Origin of the sequence: Paenibacillus selenitireducens (assembly GCF_002021565.1) — a bacterium.
GTDB classification, from domain to species: Bacteria; Bacillota; Bacilli; order Paenibacillales; family Paenibacillaceae; genus Paenibacillus_K; species Paenibacillus_K selenitireducens.
Genome location: NZ_MSZX01000003.1, coordinates 73,340 through 91,143, shown reverse-complemented (window position 1 = coordinate 91,143; position 17,804 = coordinate 73,340). Strand labels below are relative to the sequence as shown.

General features: G+C 44.2%; 20 protein-coding genes and 1 pseudogene. 6 read left to right on the top strand and 15 right to left on the bottom strand.

Annotated elements, in window-relative coordinates; translation table 11 throughout:
- Positions 1-60 precede the first annotated feature (60 nt).
- The 3 genes from BVG16_RS08235 to BVG16_RS08225 form a co-directional block, all read right to left on the bottom strand.
- Complete coding sequence (locus tag BVG16_RS08235) at positions 61-1,062, bottom strand: sensor histidine kinase (RefSeq protein ID WP_078498078.1); 1,002 nt, start codon at positions 1,060-1,062, stop codon at positions 61-63.
- Positions 1,063-1,746 (bottom strand): response regulator transcription factor, encoded by a 684-nt coding sequence (locus tag BVG16_RS08230; RefSeq protein ID WP_078498077.1) that lies wholly within the window; start codon positions 1,744-1,746, stop codon positions 1,063-1,065.
- A 64-nt stretch (positions 1,747-1,810) separates the two neighbouring features.
- Positions 1,811-2,371, bottom strand: a complete 561-nt coding sequence (locus BVG16_RS08225; protein ID WP_078498076.1) for a TetR/AcrR family transcriptional regulator — start codon at positions 2,369-2,371, stop codon at positions 1,811-1,813.
- Between the two features lie 136 nt (positions 2,372-2,507).
- Here BVG16_RS08225 and BVG16_RS08220 point away from each other — a divergent pair, with 136 nt between their 5' ends.
- Positions 2,508-3,458, top strand: a complete 951-nt coding sequence (locus tag BVG16_RS08220) for a DsbA family protein (protein WP_078498075.1) — start codon at positions 2,508-2,510, stop codon at positions 3,456-3,458.
- 90 nt (positions 3,459-3,548) lie between these two features.
- On the opposite strand, the gene BVG16_RS08215 is transcribed toward BVG16_RS08220, so the two are convergent.
- The 5 genes from BVG16_RS08215 to BVG16_RS08195 all read right to left on the bottom strand — a co-directional run bounded on the left by BVG16_RS08215 (position 3,549) and on the right by BVG16_RS08195 (position 9,216).
- A complete protein-coding gene (locus tag BVG16_RS08215) occupies positions 3,549-4,256 on the bottom strand; it encodes a DNA alkylation repair protein (protein WP_078498074.1) in 708 nt (235 codons plus the stop codon).
- A gap of 249 nt (positions 4,257-4,505) precedes the next feature.
- Entirely contained in the window at positions 4,506-5,876 is a 1,371-nt protein-coding gene (locus BVG16_RS08210; protein WP_078498073.1) for an FAD-binding oxidoreductase, read from the bottom strand.
- Positions 5,877-6,012: 136 nt separating this feature from the next.
- Positions 6,013-8,199: an MMPL family transporter gene (locus tag BVG16_RS08205; protein WP_078498072.1), complete on the bottom strand. Its 2,187-nt coding sequence runs from the start codon at positions 8,197-8,199 to the stop codon at positions 6,013-6,015.
- Between the two features lie 25 nt (positions 8,200-8,224).
- Positions 8,225-8,596, bottom strand: a complete 372-nt coding sequence (locus tag BVG16_RS08200; protein ID WP_078498071.1) for a DUF6220 domain-containing protein — start codon at positions 8,594-8,596, stop codon at positions 8,225-8,227.
- Positions 8,593-9,216, bottom strand: a complete 624-nt coding sequence (locus tag BVG16_RS08195) for an NAD(P)-dependent oxidoreductase (protein WP_158081647.1) — start codon at positions 9,214-9,216, stop codon at positions 8,593-8,595. Before BVG16_RS08195 ends, BVG16_RS08200 begins: the two co-directional genes overlap by 4 nt.
- Before the next feature lie 210 nt (positions 9,217-9,426).
- Between BVG16_RS08195 and BVG16_RS08190 the strand changes: the two genes are divergently transcribed.
- The 3 genes from BVG16_RS08190 (at position 9,427) to BVG16_RS08180 (ending at position 11,860) form a co-directional block, all read left to right on the top strand.
- Positions 9,427-10,113, top strand: a complete 687-nt coding sequence (locus BVG16_RS08190; RefSeq protein ID WP_078498069.1) for a response regulator transcription factor — start codon at positions 9,427-9,429, stop codon at positions 10,111-10,113.
- On the top strand, positions 10,110-11,234 hold the full coding sequence (locus tag BVG16_RS08185) for a sensor histidine kinase (RefSeq protein ID WP_078498068.1): 1,125 nt from the start codon (positions 10,110-10,112) through the stop codon (positions 11,232-11,234). Before BVG16_RS08190 ends, BVG16_RS08185 begins: the two co-directional genes overlap by 4 nt.
- Before the next feature lie 164 nt (positions 11,235-11,398).
- On the top strand, positions 11,399-11,860 hold the full coding sequence (locus BVG16_RS08180) for a hypothetical protein (RefSeq protein WP_078498067.1): 462 nt from the start codon (positions 11,399-11,401) through the stop codon (positions 11,858-11,860).
- Positions 11,861-12,030: 170 nt separating this feature from the next.
- Here the strand turns inward: BVG16_RS08180 and BVG16_RS08175 are convergent, their stop codons facing one another.
- The 4 genes from BVG16_RS08175 to BVG16_RS08160 all read right to left on the bottom strand — a co-directional run bounded on the left by BVG16_RS08175 (position 12,031) and on the right by BVG16_RS08160 (position 14,577).
- Positions 12,031-12,396, bottom strand: a complete 366-nt coding sequence (locus BVG16_RS08175; protein WP_078498488.1) for a cupin domain-containing protein — start codon at positions 12,394-12,396, stop codon at positions 12,031-12,033.
- 68 nt (positions 12,397-12,464) lie between these two features.
- A complete protein-coding gene (locus BVG16_RS08170; RefSeq protein ID WP_078498066.1) occupies positions 12,465-13,445 on the bottom strand; it encodes an ABC transporter substrate-binding protein in 981 nt (326 codons plus the stop codon).
- Positions 13,446-13,531: 86 nt separating this feature from the next.
- Entirely contained in the window at positions 13,532-14,362 is an 831-nt protein-coding gene (locus tag BVG16_RS08165; protein WP_078498065.1) for a helix-turn-helix transcriptional regulator, read from the bottom strand.
- A gap of 26 nt (positions 14,363-14,388) precedes the next feature.
- Positions 14,389-14,577, bottom strand: a complete 189-nt coding sequence (locus BVG16_RS08160) for a flavodoxin family protein (protein ID WP_078498064.1) — start codon at positions 14,575-14,577, stop codon at positions 14,389-14,391.
- Positions 14,578-14,727: 150 nt separating this feature from the next.
- Between BVG16_RS08160 and BVG16_RS08155 the strand changes: the two genes are divergently transcribed.
- Positions 14,728-15,027 (top strand): hypothetical protein, encoded by a 300-nt coding sequence (locus BVG16_RS08155; RefSeq protein WP_078498063.1) that lies wholly within the window; start codon positions 14,728-14,730, stop codon positions 15,025-15,027.
- Positions 15,014-15,334 (top strand): helix-turn-helix domain-containing protein, encoded by a 321-nt coding sequence (locus BVG16_RS33980; protein ID WP_078498062.1) that lies wholly within the window; start codon positions 15,014-15,016, stop codon positions 15,332-15,334. The genes BVG16_RS08155 and BVG16_RS33980 overlap by 14 nt, the downstream gene beginning before the upstream one ends.
- Here BVG16_RS33980 and BVG16_RS08145 read toward each other — a convergent pair.
- The 3 genes and pseudogenes from BVG16_RS08145 to BVG16_RS08135 form a co-directional block, all read right to left on the bottom strand.
- The gene (locus BVG16_RS08145; RefSeq protein ID WP_078498061.1) at positions 15,324-16,289 is read right to left on the bottom strand and encodes an alpha/beta fold hydrolase; all 966 of its coding nucleotides are present in this window, start codon (positions 16,287-16,289) and stop codon (positions 15,324-15,326) included. The two genes, BVG16_RS33980 and BVG16_RS08145, sit on opposite strands and share 11 nt — an antisense overlap.
- A complete protein-coding gene (locus BVG16_RS08140) occupies positions 16,267-16,848 on the bottom strand; it encodes a MarR family winged helix-turn-helix transcriptional regulator (RefSeq protein WP_078498060.1) in 582 nt (193 codons plus the stop codon). Before BVG16_RS08140 ends, BVG16_RS08145 begins: the two co-directional genes overlap by 23 nt.
- Before the next feature lie 694 nt (positions 16,849-17,542).
- Positions 17,543-17,800 (bottom strand): annotated as a pseudogene (locus BVG16_RS08135) (CD3324 family protein); the annotation flags it as partial.
- Positions 17,801-17,804: the final 4 nt, after the last annotated feature.

The following is a 17,804-nucleotide window of genomic DNA, read 5'->3' as shown; positions in this document are numbered from 1 at the left end:
TGTCTAAAATGACTTTCCGGTGACGATGGAGGTGACAATTCAGTCACTTACGGCTTGCCGTTAAATCACTTGCTTATAAAATTTAATCCGAAACTGCGTACCCTTTCCGCCGTCGCTCGTTACATCGATCACGCCGTTCTGGCTGGCAATGATGCTGTGAGCCATTGCAAGTCCTATGCCGATGCTTCCTTCGCCGGCGTTCTTTCCTTTGTAAAAACGTTTGAAAATATAAGGCAAATCTTCTTTCGGAATGCCTTTGCCGTTGTCGGCAATGACGATTTCCGTAAATAACGCGTTTTCGGAATATGCGATGGTGATCGCTCCTCCTTCAGGCGTATGCTCTACGCCGTTCTTCAATATATTGATGACCGCTTCGGCCGTCCAATTGAAGTCGCCGACAAAAGAGACGTCGTCATCGCCCGCGATGGAAACCGTCTGTCCCTTAATGTCCATCGGAATCATCACCGGCTCTAATGCCTTTTGGATCAGGTTTGTCACGGGTATTCGATCTTTTTTGAATGGGATGGTCTTCGCGTCAATTTTCGATAACTTTAGTAAGGAAGAAACCAGCCAATCGATGCGATCAAGCTGGACGCGAATATGATGGGTGAACTCCGTTCTTTTATCCAGAGGCAGGTCAGGGGCGCTTAATAAATCCGCCATCATCGTCATGGAGGTAAGCGGGGTCTTGAGCTGATGCGAAATATCGGAGATGGCATCCGTCAGTTGAGTTTTGTCCCGCTGCAATAGCGACCGGTGCTCCGATAGCATGAGCGTCACTTTGTAAATATCATTTTTTAAAATGCTCAGCTCGCCTTCTTGGTTATCGCGAACGTCGAGGGAATCATCGCCGTTGCTAATTTTCCGTAAATAGACGGACAGCTTCGCTAGCTCGCGATATCTCCATCTGGTGAATAACAAACTGCTGCCAATGAGCAGAATGGATAGAATGAATACGAGCACCGCGGCGACAATCGAAATGAAAGCAGCGGCAACGAGCGCCGCTAAGCTAATCAAGCCCATGAGGAGCAATAATAGTTGAATTTCTCGATTACGCAACATCTAATCACCAACCTTATAGCCTAAACCGCGTACCGTTTTGATCAATGTCGGATGCCCTGGATCATCCTCCAGCTTTTCCCTCAGCCTTTTGATATACACCGTTAACGTATTGTCGTTCACGAAGTCGCCGGCCACATCCCAGATTTGCTCTAAGAGCTGATTCCTTGTGAGGACTTGTCCAACGTGGTTGCCGAAGATCAGCAATAAGCGATATTCCAAGGCGGTGAGCGAAATTTCGGCGCCGTTTTTATGCACTTTGCCTTCCAGCGTATTGATTCGGACATGGTCGATGTCGATGATCGCTCTGGCTTGGGACGGCTTCTGGTATCTCCGCAAGACGGACTTGATTCGGGACAGCAGCTCACGAACTCGAAAAGGTTTGGTAATGTAATCGTCGGCTCCCATGTCGAGCCCCATCACGACATTGACCTCATCGTCGATCACCGTTAAGAAGATGACCGGAATGTCTCGCCGCTCCTTCACCATCTTGCACAATTCATAGCCGCTTCCATCCGGAAGCTGTAAATCGAACAAGCATAAAGCGAACTGGTCGATGTCATCTGCGAGCGCCTTTTTGGCTGAGGCGACATCATAGCAGAGAACGGTTGGATAACCATCTTGCTGCAACGAATATTCCAGTCCCGACGCGATCGTCTTATCATCTTCGACTAATAAAATTTTCATATGCAGATCATCCTTATGATTGGATTAAATTCATTCTTCATCTTAGTTTCGAAATTATAAAACCTCACACGTGTTCAATCCCAGACATCAGAAAAGGAATGGCCGACTTAATAAATGCTTCCGGCGATGATTCCTTACAATTTCTCCTCCACTCCACAGAAGCGCCATAAACGCCCCAACTTAAAATGACAGCTGTAATTTTTAGGGATTCATCCTCTTCTGTTGTATGTTGTTTTCGTAACATTCCATAGAAAATGATTTCAAGTTGCTCCCTAATAATGCGGGCTATGGTCTCATCGTATCCTCTATGACACCGATTGGATAACGCTCTCTGAAAATCCGTTATGGCCACGAAGATATCAATAATCGATGCTTCATTTAGTTCGCTTTTCTCGAAATCGATGGCGTTCAAATTAATCAATAATACTTCCGATAATATCTTGTCGAGCAAGTCATATATATCTTCAAAGTGATAATAGAACGTTGCACGATTAATCTTAGCCTCTGATGTAATATCCTTAACGGTAATATCCTTGAATTCTTTTTTACCTGAAAGTTCAATAAAAGAGTCCATGATTAACTTACGAGTTCGTAAAACTCGGGGATCTGTCTTTGATTGCGTCATATCATGTCCCTCCAACTTTTTAAACAATTGTATCAATGTGTTGCATAAACGACAAATCGAATGATCTATTGGTGTTCTGCTCGATTGATTATGGTTAGAATGATGGGAAAACAACTACTACAAGGAGGCAACAATCATGGTAAATGAGGATAAACGAATGGCGAACGATAATCATATGATTTGTGATTTAGAAACCGGTGTATGTGGCGTAGCTGGGGAGGAAGAAATGGAGATGATTGATTTTAATCAACCTCAAAAATCCATTGAATTGTATTATGTAACGGATCCTATTTGCTCTCACTGCTGGGCGCTTGAACCCGTTCTTCGTCGATTTAAAGAGCAGTATGGACATTATTTCAACTTTCATACGGTAATGGGCGGGTTGCTGGAAAAATGGAGTGATGAGCCTGTCGACCCACGTAACGGAATATCAGGACCTGCTGACGTCTTCGGCCACTGGAGAGAGGTTGGAGAATATTCGCGCATGCCGATTGACGGTTCATTGATGCTCGATAATCCGGTCCAATCCTCTTATCCGCCTTCTCGTGTATTTAAAGTGATTCAGAAAAATCATAACGATGCATTAGCCTATGATTACTTAAGACGATCACGAGAAGCTCTGTTCGCATTTAATCAAAATATCGCCGATGAATCCATCATGATAGACATCGTAAATCAGCTTGGACTTGATGGAGAAGCTATTGTCAGGGATGCCGAACAACAAACCGGCCAACAATTATTGAATGAAGATTTTAGTCTCGCTAGAAGCCTTGGGGTTAGAGGTTTCCCGACCATCATTATGATCAACGAGGAAAATAAAGGATTGAAAATCGTGGGTAGTCGTCCGTTGGAGTCCTATGTTGAGGGCCTACAGCAAATTCTAAATACGGAAGAAATACAACCAAAACAACAACCATCCCTTTCAAACCTGCTTGAAAAAGAAAAGCTATTATTTTCTAAAGAAATTGAAGTTATGTATGATATTGAAAAGTCGGAAATCAACGCTTTTGTTGAAAAAGAACTGTCACCAAGCAGTTATCAAGTGAAGGAACTTCTAGGGGAATCCTATTTTACAACCACGAAATAAAATTGGAGAAAACTCATGCATAACAAACGGGTGCTCTTTGGGAAATGAGGCCAATTCATTCGCCCTATTTAATCATTCAAGATATATTGACTAACACCTTACATATTTTCGTTTGAAGCCGAGCTGTCCTTTATCTGCCGCCTTTTGAATATTTACGGAAGCGTTCAAAAACTTGCTTTTTGCGATATCGCGATTGACTTCCACCGGGCCTACTTCCTTCGCGATCGTGACCGCCTTATCATGGAGTGGCAGATAGGATACTCCCACAGTGTACATGAAATTGTTCATTGCGTATTTCGTACGTTCAGGGGCATCATGAATCGTATTTTTTACAAGTTCCAACATATCGGCAAGTTTTTCTTCGGAAAATTCACTGTCCGGACGATTCCCGAGTAGCCAGCAGTAGCAGCTCCAGCCCGCCGACATTTTTAGCTCTATATCGCTTGCAATCCATTTATCGGCAACTTCTTGCGCAATATCCGTTTCTGCTAAAGTTACTGCCACCACATAATCCGACAGCATATAAAAATAAGCTCTATCTATCCACCGATCGAAATCCGCCTCAGACATTGCTTTAGGATCCGCGATCACCCCGGCAAAGTACATAGCGTCGTAATTCCCTGTAACATAGAGCTGCTCGGCCAATGGTTGATTGCGTTTTATTTTCCTGAAGATGGGCTTCATCCCGCCTGTAGCCACGCCAAAAAGCGGTTCATGCGCGCCATTGGATTGGTATATCTTCTTGGTACGTTCCTTGCCGAGAGCTTCAAGCTCTTGCATGACCATTTCTAGATTCATTATTCGCACTTCCCTTTTAATGGTTTGTCGTTAGTGATTAAGCCGTCTTAACTTGAATATATCATAAAACGGCCTTAATCCCATGAAATCAGGACCAAGACCGCTTAATTTTGTCTAAACATGACAACCTGTTAAATCGTCTCGGTACTGATAATTTGGCATCATCGGAAACATCTCACTTCCCCGCAAGAACAGTACGATTCGAAACAGATCCTGGTGAGCAAGCTCAGCTTGACTGGAACCGCTTGCTCACCTGCTCCCCACCGGAATACTCTGGGCAAAACGAAATACATTATGGGGATCGTATTTTCGTTTCACCCGCTTCAATCTGGCAATGTTCACACCATAATACGCCTTAGGCCAGTTCTTGATCTGCAAATCGGGAAAGTTCACATAATCCCCAATAACAAAGGGACGTAGCGCTTTGCGGAACCTTTTCACCCACTGAATATTCCGCTGCTGCTCGCCGTCGTTCCTCCATCGCGCCGACAGCTCATAGATCGTCTCTGCCTTCCGATGAGGATAGGCCGTTGCAGTCGGGGATACCCGGCTCACCGCGCTTCCTGCACCACCCAAGCTTTGACACCACACGGTAGCATGCCTGTTGGGCGCTTTGGACAGGAAATCACGAATCATCCGTACGCCTTTGCGAGGCAAAGGCTTAAACCCGTAAGCCCCGGTAATTTTAAACTTCGGCTCCAGATTGAGGTCCGCTGCGGCAAAAAAATTGGTCGCTTCGATAAAAGGCACTGTCCGCACCATCACTTTTACCGGAGTTCCTACTTGTAGCAACGGTCTAATCAATCGCAGCAGCTCCTCTGCACCTCCCAGCAATTGCCCGGTAGACACGATGGTTCCCACCTGCTTGGCAGCCACCTCGATGGTTGAGGTTAAGCGGTTCGTGACAGAAGGTGCCCAGCGCTGCCAAGCCGGGAATACCTTCCCCAGATCGCGCCATTTCCAGGTAATGCTGTAGATGGAGACTGTTGAGATGGGCCGTACCCGAAACGTATACGCTGTAGCAATGCCAAAGTTCCCTCCCCCACCGCCACGTGATGCCCAGAGCAGATCGGCATGTTTCTTCTTGTTTGCTACGATCGTCTTCGCCCCATACCGTCCTGAGGTTACGACCATCTTTACCTGTTTCAGGTTATCGCAGGTAAGCCCATATTTGCGCGACAACAGTCCAATTCCGCCTCCCAGAGTAAGTCCGGCAATCCCCACATCGGGTGCAGTTCCAGCCGGTAGTGTCACGCGCTTATTCCAGAGCTTCCTGTACACGCGAGCAAGCGGATTGCCCGTCTGTATATGGGCCACCATATTCTTGCGGTTCACCTTAGCCTTATTCATCTCGCTCACATCGATAATAACCCCGCCATTGACAGCCGAAAATCCTTCATAGCTGTGCCGCCCGCTGCGCGCTCGCAGCCGTACGCCCCGCTCACGAGCCCATTTGACTGCGTTGATCACATCCTGCGTTCGTCTGCAAAAAACGATGACCCGTGGAAACTTGGAAAAGCGCCTGTTGAACTCCATTCTAGCCGCATTGTATGACGGGTTGCCCGGCAACACGATCCTTCCGGTCAATCGGGTACCTGCCTTTTTCCGGTTTTGTGCCATCGAATGTCCACCATCCTCGTTCATGGAGTAAGCTGTTCTCATCTGCTTATTCCTATGTCGGGACACTTGTCCTGGTAACGGCACCTGCCTTGTAGGGGACGGGTAGAAAAATGCTAATCACCTTTGCGGTCCGTTTTCAAGGACGACCGGGCCAGAAAGCCCATTTGCCTAGCAGCAGCGTAATAGCTGGCACCAGAAAAGGACGGACGATGAACGTATCGAGCAGTACTCCGATCGCTACAATAACTCCGACCTGCATAAGCAATTGAACCGGCATCGTGGCCAGAACAGCGAACGTACCCGCAAGAATAAGACCTGCCGATGTAATGACTACTCCCGTCTCCCTTACGCCTTCTTGGATCGCATGCTTCAAAGACATATGCTTGATCTTCTGCCAAATACTAGAAATCATAAAGATATTATAATCCTCGCCTAGCGCGACAATAAACACGAATGTGTATAGCAGTATGCCTCCCTGGATCGCATCCGCCCCGAAGATGTAGTGAATGACCAACCATCCTAATCCCAGCGCCGATAAATACGATAGGATGACGGTTAGAATGAGGTATACTGTAGCAATCAAAGAGCGAAGATAGGCAAACAAAAGCAGCGAAATCAATCCAATTATGATGGGAAAGATGATGCGCATATCCCGCTCGCCTGTTACTTTCGTGTCGTATTGCTCAGCTGTCTGTCCGGAAATCCATACATGATCCGCAGCATCGGAGACACCGATCTGTAAGAGTGCTTTCTCGGCAACTTGACGAATTTCCGGGATGAGATCCATCGCTTCCGTTGAATAAGGGTTCATGTTGAGCTGTACGTCGTAAGCCAAGATTTCGGAGTTCGACTTCCCGGTCTGCGGCTCGGATACATGCTTAACATAAGGAAGTGAAGCTATAGTATTCCCGACATCCAGCTCCTTCCCATAGGTATCGACCATTACTTTAACTGGAGCCAATTCGCCAGACGAGAATTGCTCGCCTATGACAGCGAATCCTTCTCGGGAAGCCATGTCCTTGGGAAAGGAGGATAGCCTGTCGTAGGTAAATTGAATTTGGGTCGTGAATAATGCCAGTCCGCCAAGTATGATGATGGCAGTGATCATGATCAACCATGGCCGCCGTACGACAAGCGAACCGACACGGTTGCGGGAGGATACCGACAAAATTGGCGCGGAACGCCCCTTAAGCTTAGCGCGATCAACTTGCATGGCCGTCGTCCGGGGAACGAATGGCCAGAAAGCAGCACGACCCAGAATGGCCAACATTGCAGGGACCAATGTCAAGCTGGCCAACCCCATAATGAGGATAGCGATACTGAATGGAGCAGCGAATCGTTGGTACGGGCCGTATTCCGCGGCAAGCAGCGCAATGAGCGCAAGGACGACAGTGAAGCCGCTCATCGCGATCGCACCGGATGAACCGGATAAGGCTTCACGCAACGCCTTGCCTTTGTCAGATTCGATCTTCAGCAGTTGACGGAACCGAGAGATGAGGAACAGGCAATAATCTGTTCCGGCGCCGAACAATAAAACCGACATAATATTTTTCCCTTGAGATTCCACCGTAATCCAGCCTTCATGCGCCATCCAGCCTAGGATCGGACTGATGACAAGATAAGCGAAGCCGACAGCGACGAGCGGAATGAGCGCCAGAATCGGTGAACGGTAGATAAGCAAGAGTAATACCAGTACGAGCAGCACGGTACCGATAAGCAGCGGTTTGTCGGCTTTTCCGAATAATCCGACGGCGTCAACCTGGATGCCGACTGGACCGGTGACTCTAGCATGGAGGTTGTTTGGTGAATCAATGGCAACATAGAACGGATCTAAGCCGAACAACACGGCTGCCTCTTCCTTGACCTTGGTCATGCTTTCTTCCAGTTGTACTCCATCTGCCTGTTTGTTAAAAAGTAATGGTGTGACCATTGCACTACCATCCTCCGAGAGCTTCGTTTTCAATGCCTGCAAAGATGTTTGGTGCAAGGGTGGTACGAACGTCTGATACTGCACAGGATTTGTCGTCAGCGTCTTCATGAGTGCCTGAATCTTCTGCAAGTCCGCGTCCGTTAATCCGCCCTGGCGTTGCCACACGATAAGTGCGGGAATGTCATCGGCATTCGAGAATTCATTAGCAGCCAATACACCCGCTTGCATGGAAGGCTTGAAGTCACCCAGAGGGGGAACGTTGTTTACGACTTCTTTGTTAATGGAGGGCAGCAGCGTGCTTAACAGCCCCACTGCAACAATCCAAACAAGCAAGGTAACCCATCGGGTTATTGGACCGGCCACCCATTTTTCAATTCCAATATCCTTCTTCATTGCGATATCTCCCCATTTCTCGATTTTAGCCAACCGGCTTTCGGGCGATGGACACCGTTTCCAAGAACAATACGACTGCGATTACCGGGTGAAGCGCCGATAAATAGGCAACTCCCGAAGATAAATTGGCGGTAACTGTCATTAAGATGATCATGCCAACCAGCCCTGCACTACGCAGGCGAATGGAGACAGGAAGTCGGGCAATGAAGGAAGTCACGAGCATTAGCAACTGCAGAATGGTGACCACTCGGGAAAAGGCCCGATGACTTGCCCAGTAGGAACTTTCCCAGAATAAGGATAGACCAGCGAGAAACACCTGAAGCAAAATGCCAATCGCACAGATCCATGCCATCCATTTAAAAACCAGTTGCATTCTGGTAATCGCTTGATTGTTCATCTTCTTTTCCCCCAAGTGACGTTGATAATAGACTTGCTGTCGGCTTTACTTTCTACGATATCAAGAAGGACGGTCGCGAGGTCTGCCCTACAAATCTCGTATGGACCGATTTCGAATTCATGCCCTGCTTTTAGCCGACGCACGTTGCCGGTTGCTGGTTTATCAAGCAATCTCGTAGCACGAACAATCGTCCATTCCGTCTTACTGGATAGGATTAATTGATCCGCAGATAACCGATCCACCAAAGAATGACGCAATAACCATTGGAAAAGAGGGGTTATCACTCTTGGACGCGTTGATCCAAGTAAGTAAGAACTCACACACACAATGCGATGTACATCTGACTCATACATAGCTTGAATGATTGTTCCAGTAATATCGGTCGCAATCGGGGTGCTTCTATCTCCTACAATGGCAATGATGGCATCCTGCTTATCTATGGCTTTTTTTATATCAGATAAATGAAGGCCGTCCCCTGTCACTACGTTTTTTAAACCGTTGAAATTTGCCAATAATTGCGGTCTTCGTGTAAATGCAGTCAGTTCATGTCCTCGACGAACACCTTGTTCGAGAACATGCATACCCGTTCGTCCCGTGGAACCAATGACTGTAATTTTCATAACCATTCCTCCCATTGGTATCATGTGTAATGGCTTCTAATGCCAGATTGTTTTCATCATACTCAACCATTCCCCCCTTCTTTCCCACTCAGTTTACAAAACAAATGTCGAGATCATATGCAGATCTCACTCTTTTTGCGAGGACTTCGTCACTCTCCCCAAATATCAGGGTATAATGGTTTCAAACTAAGCGGGAAGAAGGGACTGACTTTGGAGATCAAATTGTTGCTTGTGGAGGATGAACCGGACCTGCTGGATGAGATGCAGACATTCTTGCAGCGGGAAGGATTCCACGTATTGTTAGCCCGAACCGGTAAGGAAGCGCTTGCAGTTGCGCGGTCGGAGCAACCTGATCTTGTCGTGCTAGATTGGATGCTCCCTGAGAAAAGCGGTATCGATGTATGCCGCGAATTAAGACAAACATCGCATTGCGGCATTATTATGGCTACGGCCAGATTGGATGAATCGGATAAAATCGTCGGTCTGGAAATCGGCGCAGACGATTATTTGACTAAGCCTTTCAGCTTGCGCGAGCTCGCATCGCGGATTCGAGCCGTGCTTCGCCGACTGCGGGGGCCGGATGATCAGCCGAAGCTATTGAAGTTGGATAACTTGACCATCTCCGAGGCCAAATGTCAGGTATTCAAAGACGGTGAGGAAATCGCGCTGACACCGACCGAATTTAAAATTTTGTATACATTGGCGTCGCGGCCAGGAATCGTCTTCAGCCGATTGCAATTATTAAAGACTGCTCTGACGGATGAGTACATCGGATATGATCGGACAATGGATTCCCATATCCGCAATCTCCGCCGAAAATTAGAGGATGATGCGACCAAACCTCGATATATTCAAACCGTATACGGTTTTGGGTATCGCTTCGGTGAACAACCATGACAGTCCGCCAAAAAATATTCGCCTATATGGGACTCCTCGTTTTAATCATCGGCATCACTCATTCCCTGATCAATCAGTTTTACATGAACTTCTTGTTTGATCAATTTCACAAGGACAAAATCAATGAAGCTTACTTGAACGCCGCACCTGACGAACAAATCGAGATCATGAAAACATATATGATGGGTAAGATGAAGCTGATCGGATTTGGAAAAGGGATTTTTATCGTAGCGATCGGATTATTTTTCAGTTTATGGATTTCGGGGGTGTTGACACTTCCGCTTAGAAAACTCGTTGTAGCCATCGAACGCGTTGCGCAAGGGGATCTGGATGTAAATGTTCCTGTACAAACGAGAGACGAATACGGTAAAGTGATCCAAACATTCAACGATATGACGCTTCGGCTCCGAGAAGCCGAGGATGCCCGCAGGCGATTGGTGGCCGATGTCGCTCACGAGCTCCGCACACCGCTATCCATCATGCAGCTCAAACTGGAAAATGCCCAGCAGGACGGACATGACATCCCTCCGGAAATGCTTCTTCGACTTCATGATGAAGTTATCCGTCTGAGCCTACTGGTGGAGGATCTTCATGTCTTGTCCCTTGCTGAGGCGGGCCGTTTATCGCTCGACCGTCAGATGCTCGATCTGACGGCACGGCTCGAACAGATCGTTGAAGACGTGATGCATGAAGCGGAAGAATTCGGACTGGAAGTCCAGCTTTCTTCGAGAACAAGGCCGGTAATGGTGTTGGCCGATGTGAGACGGATCACGCAGGTTTTCATTAATTTGCTAACCAATGCGATCCGTTATACGCCCGGCGGAGGAACGATATCCGTTGAAATAGAAGACCAAGTTGTTGTGTCGGATGCGGTCTTTGCGAGTGTTTCCATAGCCGACACTGGCATCGGCATTCCGGCGGAAGATCTTGCACACCTATTCGATCGTTTTTATCGGGTGGAAGAAGCCCGTTCGCGGCATTCGGGCGGAACGGGACTCGGACTGTCTATTACCCATCACTTTGTCAAAGCCCACGGCGGCTTCATTCGTGTCGCTAGTCAACCGGGTACAGGCACGACATTTACCGTCTATTTACCTGCGAACAGAAACGACTTTTCTTGAAAGGTGATCAGATGTACCATAAGTAGACATTACAGAAATAAAATAAAGACCCTCAATATTTTGAGAGTCCATTTTTCGTATATAGGGTGGAGGAACCTCTACCCTTTCGGAAACAATTTTAACCGGACTTAGATCTATCACAACTTAAACTGGAGTGATCTAATTTGAAAAAAAACAAAAACAAACTTGTAGTCTTTAATACAAATGTCGCACTTTTGCTCTCGCTTGTGACAATACTTACTTTAGCCTTTCCATTTGCTTCAATAACAACAGGAACAATAACTACAAATCCTAGTGGTTTCAATGTATTATTTGGAATAATTAATGATAAAATGTATCCTCAAATTGTCGCCATTATACTTTTGGCAGTTGGAATATTGTGTATTTTTGATGCAATCGGTTTGCTATTCGTGAAAATGGATGCTAGGAAGGTAAGACTATTTCTTAAAATCAATCATGTTACTCAGGTTGTGACATCAATTATTTATACTGTAACTGCAGTAATTTACGTTGTAACATATAGTCCCGCCGAAGATACTTCTGTAATGACTTGGACATTTATCGGTACTCTGATTAGTTTAATTGTTTTCTTTGCGGGATTCTTCCTTGAAAGGAATCATAAATGACACATAACAGCAGGAGAAAAGAATCGTTTTTCTCCTGTTGCTTTTAAGAAATGGATTGAGGACGGTAACTACCCAAGAATCCCAGTCACGTTAGTGACCTTGCGGCTTTAGCCGTGGGAATGTCAAGTGAACCATTTTCTCATACATTGAGTTCGTACTAGTAACAAACACTAGATCCAAGTATCATTGGCTGCAGTTAATTCGGACTCAGTACCGTCATTGTTTACTATGCTTCTAGGCTCCACCAACATGATATGGCATTCCTTTTCGGCGGAAGGCTTCATCTCGATCCCCTTCGGGAGAACAATCATCTCACCCTTGGAGATTTTAACCTGACCATCACGAAAATCAATGATCATCTCCCCTTCGATCACCATAAATACCTTATCGGTCTCTTCATGACTATGCCATTCAAACTCCCCGGCAATCTTAATGAGTTTAAATTGATAGTCATTCATTTCACCAATGACTTTCAGAGACCAAAGATCGTTAAGTTCAGATAGTTTCTCATTTAGATTAATCGCTTGGTATTGGATAGTAATCACTCCTTATTTTTTGTCCTTCAAGCTACCGTTACAGTGAACAGGCAAGAGCTAACCATTATCTACTTACGCAAGGCAGTTAATATATTTTGCATAGCGTATTCAGTAGCTAATGGCCCACCAGTAATAGCGGAATTATCCATTAAATAGACATTGCCTTTCTTTACGGCATTCATAGCATTCCATACATTACTTTCTTTTAAGCCATTCATTAATTTTTCCTCTTTTGTAATGTCACCTATAAGGAAAATATGGTCTGCTTGAACAGTTGACATTCCTTCAAACGTAGTAAATTCATTATTAGCGCCTGTATATGTATCATCTGGTGTAAGCCCCAGTCCCTTTTCTTTATCAAACGCAATTTTATAGACCGGATTTCCTTCACCTAGAACATTAAAAGTTTTTCCATCCCAAGACAATATAAGTGCTACTGTCTCTCCTTCCATCGACTTTAATACTTCACGCCCAGTTGTGATTTCTTTCATCATTTTATCAATTACTTTTTCTGCTTCGTCTTCTTTTCCAATAATCTCGGCTACTGTACGGAGTCCATATTGCCAATCTTCATAGATGTCCTTGTATTTTAACGTAATGACTGGCGCAATTTTATCTAGTGAATCATACACTGCTTCATGATGCTCTGTTGCTAAAATAAAATCAGGCTGAATAGATAAAACTTTTTCAATACTAGGAGACACTTTATCGCCTAATTCTTCAGCTGAATCCAGCTTTCCTTTTAAATAAGATAAAGAAGATAGATACTCTTTTTCAGTCGAAGCAGCAGGTGGCTCACCTAATGCAACTAATATTTCAGGATAAAAATACCATAGTGAGGCTATTTTTTCTGGTTTTTTCTTGATAACAATTTCTTTACCTAAGGCATCCTTAAATGTTCTCGGCCAATCAGTTGCATCTACATTAACTGCTGATGTAGATGTGCCTTCTTTAGTTGATCCTTTATTTTCAGCAGGTGCTTCATTACAACCTGCTAGTATGCCTGCTAATAATAGCATTGAGACTAGCAGTCCTTTAATCTTTTGCATCCGAAATTCCTCCAACATAATGGTTCCTTTAGTTAACCATTATTATAGTAAAGTAATTTTTAGATTAGAATGGATGCATGTTGAAATTAGCATGGATTATTGATGAACTTCTCTCGATATTCAGTAGGAGAAATGCCACATTGTTTCTTGAACACTCTACTAAAATAAAAGGGGTCAGCCATTCCAACCGTTTGCGCAATTTGTTGTACAGGCGCATCACTTGTAAATAGCATTTCTTGCGCCGCGTTTATACGATATTTTAATAAATATTCTGCTGGTCCCATACCTGCATGTCTTCTAAATATGTAAGAAAGTCGATTTCGATTAACGTTATGTTGTTCTGCAAGCGATGCGATTGTAAGGCTTTGATCATAGTATTCATGAATATAATTAGATACCCGTTCGAATAAAGTATGCGTTGTTTCACAGCTATCTTCCCTATTAACAACACATAATAAGGTCTCATTCAGTACTTCGCGAAACAGCATTTCAGTCTGAAACATCGAAATGCCCCCACGCTGATTATACACATGCCAAAGACGCATAATTAAATCGATAAGACGAGGAGATTGTCCTGTTGATAATTCAAAATGCTGATGAGACAAGCTTGACTCTTCTAGTTCTGAATTACATATCCGGTATTGAACAAGAATATATTCCCAGTTAGTTATACCGAACATTTTTTGATCTAGTTTCATTTTTGCACCCCCATGCACAACTTTTCCTGGTGAAAAGATATAAGGCGTGCCATTAAATTGAAATTGTATCTTCCCTGTAAGTGGAAACACAAATCCAGGAAAAGAATCTGTATAGTCAGCGTAAGGGACACCTGGATTTCTAGCATATCGATATACTCCTTCTACTTGAAAAGGAGTGTGTGCAAAATGCTCTGCTAACTGATTTACGTCGATTTTCACATTGCATACCTCATTTCAATCGTAGTTTACTGGTAATCCTGAGATGATCGTTGTACATCCTGTGCAGCTCTTGACCACAAGCAGTACATACGATTCAACAAGCTGCTGTTCCAGTTGTCAGGTGAGGAGCAATTCCGCTTTGCGTAGCTTATAGCTTGAGCCATTTGTTCTATATTGCTCGTCATGCTACCATAAATCAATCTAATAGCCGCCATAATCCGAATCTCCTCCTTTAACTGGGCTGTGTAAACTCGGAATCAATCAAAAATCTGCCGCTGGAATGCGGAAAGATGGGCATGAGGACTCTCGTCTATCTTTACATTATTGATAACGATTATCATTGTCAACCTAAATGAACAATAAAAATGCCACACCCGGCTAATGCACCTATTGATGATCTGCTGCTGCAACAATTTCCAGGTATACTAAATTTTTCTTTATTTGGACTGCGTCATTTGAAAGACAACGGTTACGTTTTCACTCCATCAAAAGCAGCAGATGAGATATTAGGATCATATAAGGAAGAAATTAATCCTGTCGAAACGTTCGTAGAAGAAATCATTGTTAAAGGAACCCCTGCCGATCGTGTGCTCCATAAAAATATAGGTGAAGCGTTCCGGGCTTGGTGCAGGAAAGAAGGAAACAAGGACAATGTCTACTTATGACCAACTAGACAAAAAATCTAAAGACGAGGTGAAGCAGTTAAGAGAGCAAGGTCTTAAACAAAAGGAAATTGCTCTTCGATTGGGGATATCGCAATCTTTGGTTTCAAAACTACTAAAGGAGTATTTACCTGCCATTTTTGCAGAGTCAAAAACTCCCTTTGAACGGTATTTAAATACTCAAAATTTCGTCCTATTTATGATACGGTTCAGCTTAACGGGGCTATCGGCGAAAAGGCGAAAGGAGCACATGTATACAAAAATAGAGTCGATCGCCCGACTCCAATTTCCGCAACTCTTCAAATCATGATTTCTTCTATCTTGTTTATTTCCAGCAGTGCATTAAAGAACAGATCAGGCTGTTCCATCATGGTCATATGTCCAGCATTAGGAATGATAAATATCCCTTTGTTTGGAGCTTCGATCTCCTCAAAATACCTTTGGGCAATGACATAAGGAGCCTGCCAATCATTATCACCCAAAATATAATAGATGGGAACTTCATAATTTGCGTCATCCGTACGGAGATTGAAATCACCTAGAAATTCATGTAGTTTGGCATTTGCCCGAAAAATCTTCATGAACGCAATAATATCTGAAAACTTGAAAATAGGGCTCTTGAATACCGTTATCCACGTCGAAAGGTCTAGCTTAATGCCTATTCCATACTTTCCTTGGAGCTTTCTTACCACTTCAACTTTTTTCAAAAATTCCTTGTTAAATAAAACTCGATTGCCAGGATATTCACCGATGGACTCCAGCTTCTTCATTGATTTGATATCACCAGCTTGCTCAATCAGTTCTTTAACTTTGTTATACCCGACTCTCTCATTTTCCAGCATATCAATAACCTGCGCGACGCCTATATAATAGGCTATCTCTTCAGGATACTTCCGAATAAACACGGAGCCCAATACACTTCCCCAAGAATGACCGATAAGGACGATCTTTTGCTTGTTATATTTCTTCTTCAAGTGTTGGATGACTTCGAACAAATCCTGCAGTACCAAATCAATTGTTGGAAGTTTATCTGGATTTCTAATTAATGTTTTCCCTGTCCCGCGCTGGTCCCAATGAACAACCGTATAGATGTCCTCCCATTTTCCCTGGAACACCCTCGTAAACAAAGATTCAGCCGAACCTGGTCCTCCATGCAAAAACAGCATTACAGGGTTATCATAGCTAGTTCCCAAGTGATACAAGTATTGATTAATTCCATTGATCGGTGCGTATTCTTCAACATTAATCAGCCGTGTATTCTTCATGGCTATTCTCCACTCCTCGATAGCTCCTTCGTTTATCAAACTCCTTCAGCGCCTTCATCTGGGTGTCTCTTTGGTCCCCAGTTACTTCCAGCCTACTCTCTTCTTCAAATCCATCTTGCTGCTCGCCGTCAAAGCGGTACAGCTTCTTTAATAGGCCCCAGAATGTTTCCATTTCCTCTGTCGAGAACTCCGTAAAAAGTTCTGCCAAGAAAAGTATGCCGTTTTTAGAGTCCTCAAGAAGAGCTTGTTTCCCAGAATCCGTAATCGAAATATTGACGGCCCGTTTATCCTTACTACTAGATACAACTTTGACATAACCCTTATTCTCCAAAATGATGACCATCTGTTTCACACTCTGCTTGGTGGAACCTAACTTTCTTGCAACATTGTTCAACGACGTTTCCTCTTCGGATAAATGCGCAACGGCCATCATTGCCATAAACTGTCTAGATGTCAAATGATCCATGTAGCTATCCCCTTTACCCTGAATCTTGTTGGTAAGAGAGAATAAAGTCGCGTATACTTGTTGCATTAAAAATAACTCTCTGTAATTATCCATGAATCCTTCTCCTCTTCCTCATTAGACAATATATTGTCTTTATTAATCGTATCAGATATTTTTAATTAGTCAATATACTGTCTATTTTGAGATGGGCGGACCCCTTTATGTTCTCCATACAATGGGCTGATTAGATAATGTTTTAAATCCATATCGCCGACATTTTTTCGCCATCACTTATGATACGGTTCTCCGCACTGTCTGTAACGGCAAGTTTTAAGGCCATCCTTTGCGGGATGGCCCATTAATCAACTCATATTTTATCGACATAAATAAATTTGTTTCCGTAGTATTTCATGAAACTTTTATACTCAGCATTTCCTTTCAAAACGATGACGGTGGGATAAGCATTTATTTTGCGTTGTTTTAAGGAAGCCAACAACTCTTGTTGTGCGGTGCAATAAAACTTCCCTTCCCCATATTCAATAAGAAGCGGTGGGGGCGCGGATACATCATCTTCACTCTCGTCTGCAAGGTTCTCCCTGATATCGTATTCTTCGAGCCGGATGAGACGCAATGGAAACTTAACGATTCCCAAATAGAGAAAGTCTTCATTCATGAGATCATGTACAGTGGGTGCAGCTTTTCGGGTAAGCAGCAAATAGCATTGGATCCACTCTTCGATCATCCCGGCATTCGCATAGTGTACAGCAGATTCTAGTGTCGGAGAATAAGTTAAATACTCACCATTATTTTTTGAATATATAATTTTCTTAATGGAATCCAAAGATAAGAAGTATTCGTCCGCAAGTTCCGAAACCGTGAGCCCATGGGCGTACTTATTGCGAATCATTCGATTGCGCTTCTGCAGTTGTTCTCGGTAGCCGGACGTTTCGCCCCAAGCCCTTTTTTCCTCCCCGGCGGGAATATAAAGAAGCTTCCCTCCTGCGTATTTCTGGATTTCTTTCAGCAGTTCCTCAGGTAATATATCGCTCGCATTTTCATATTTCATAGCT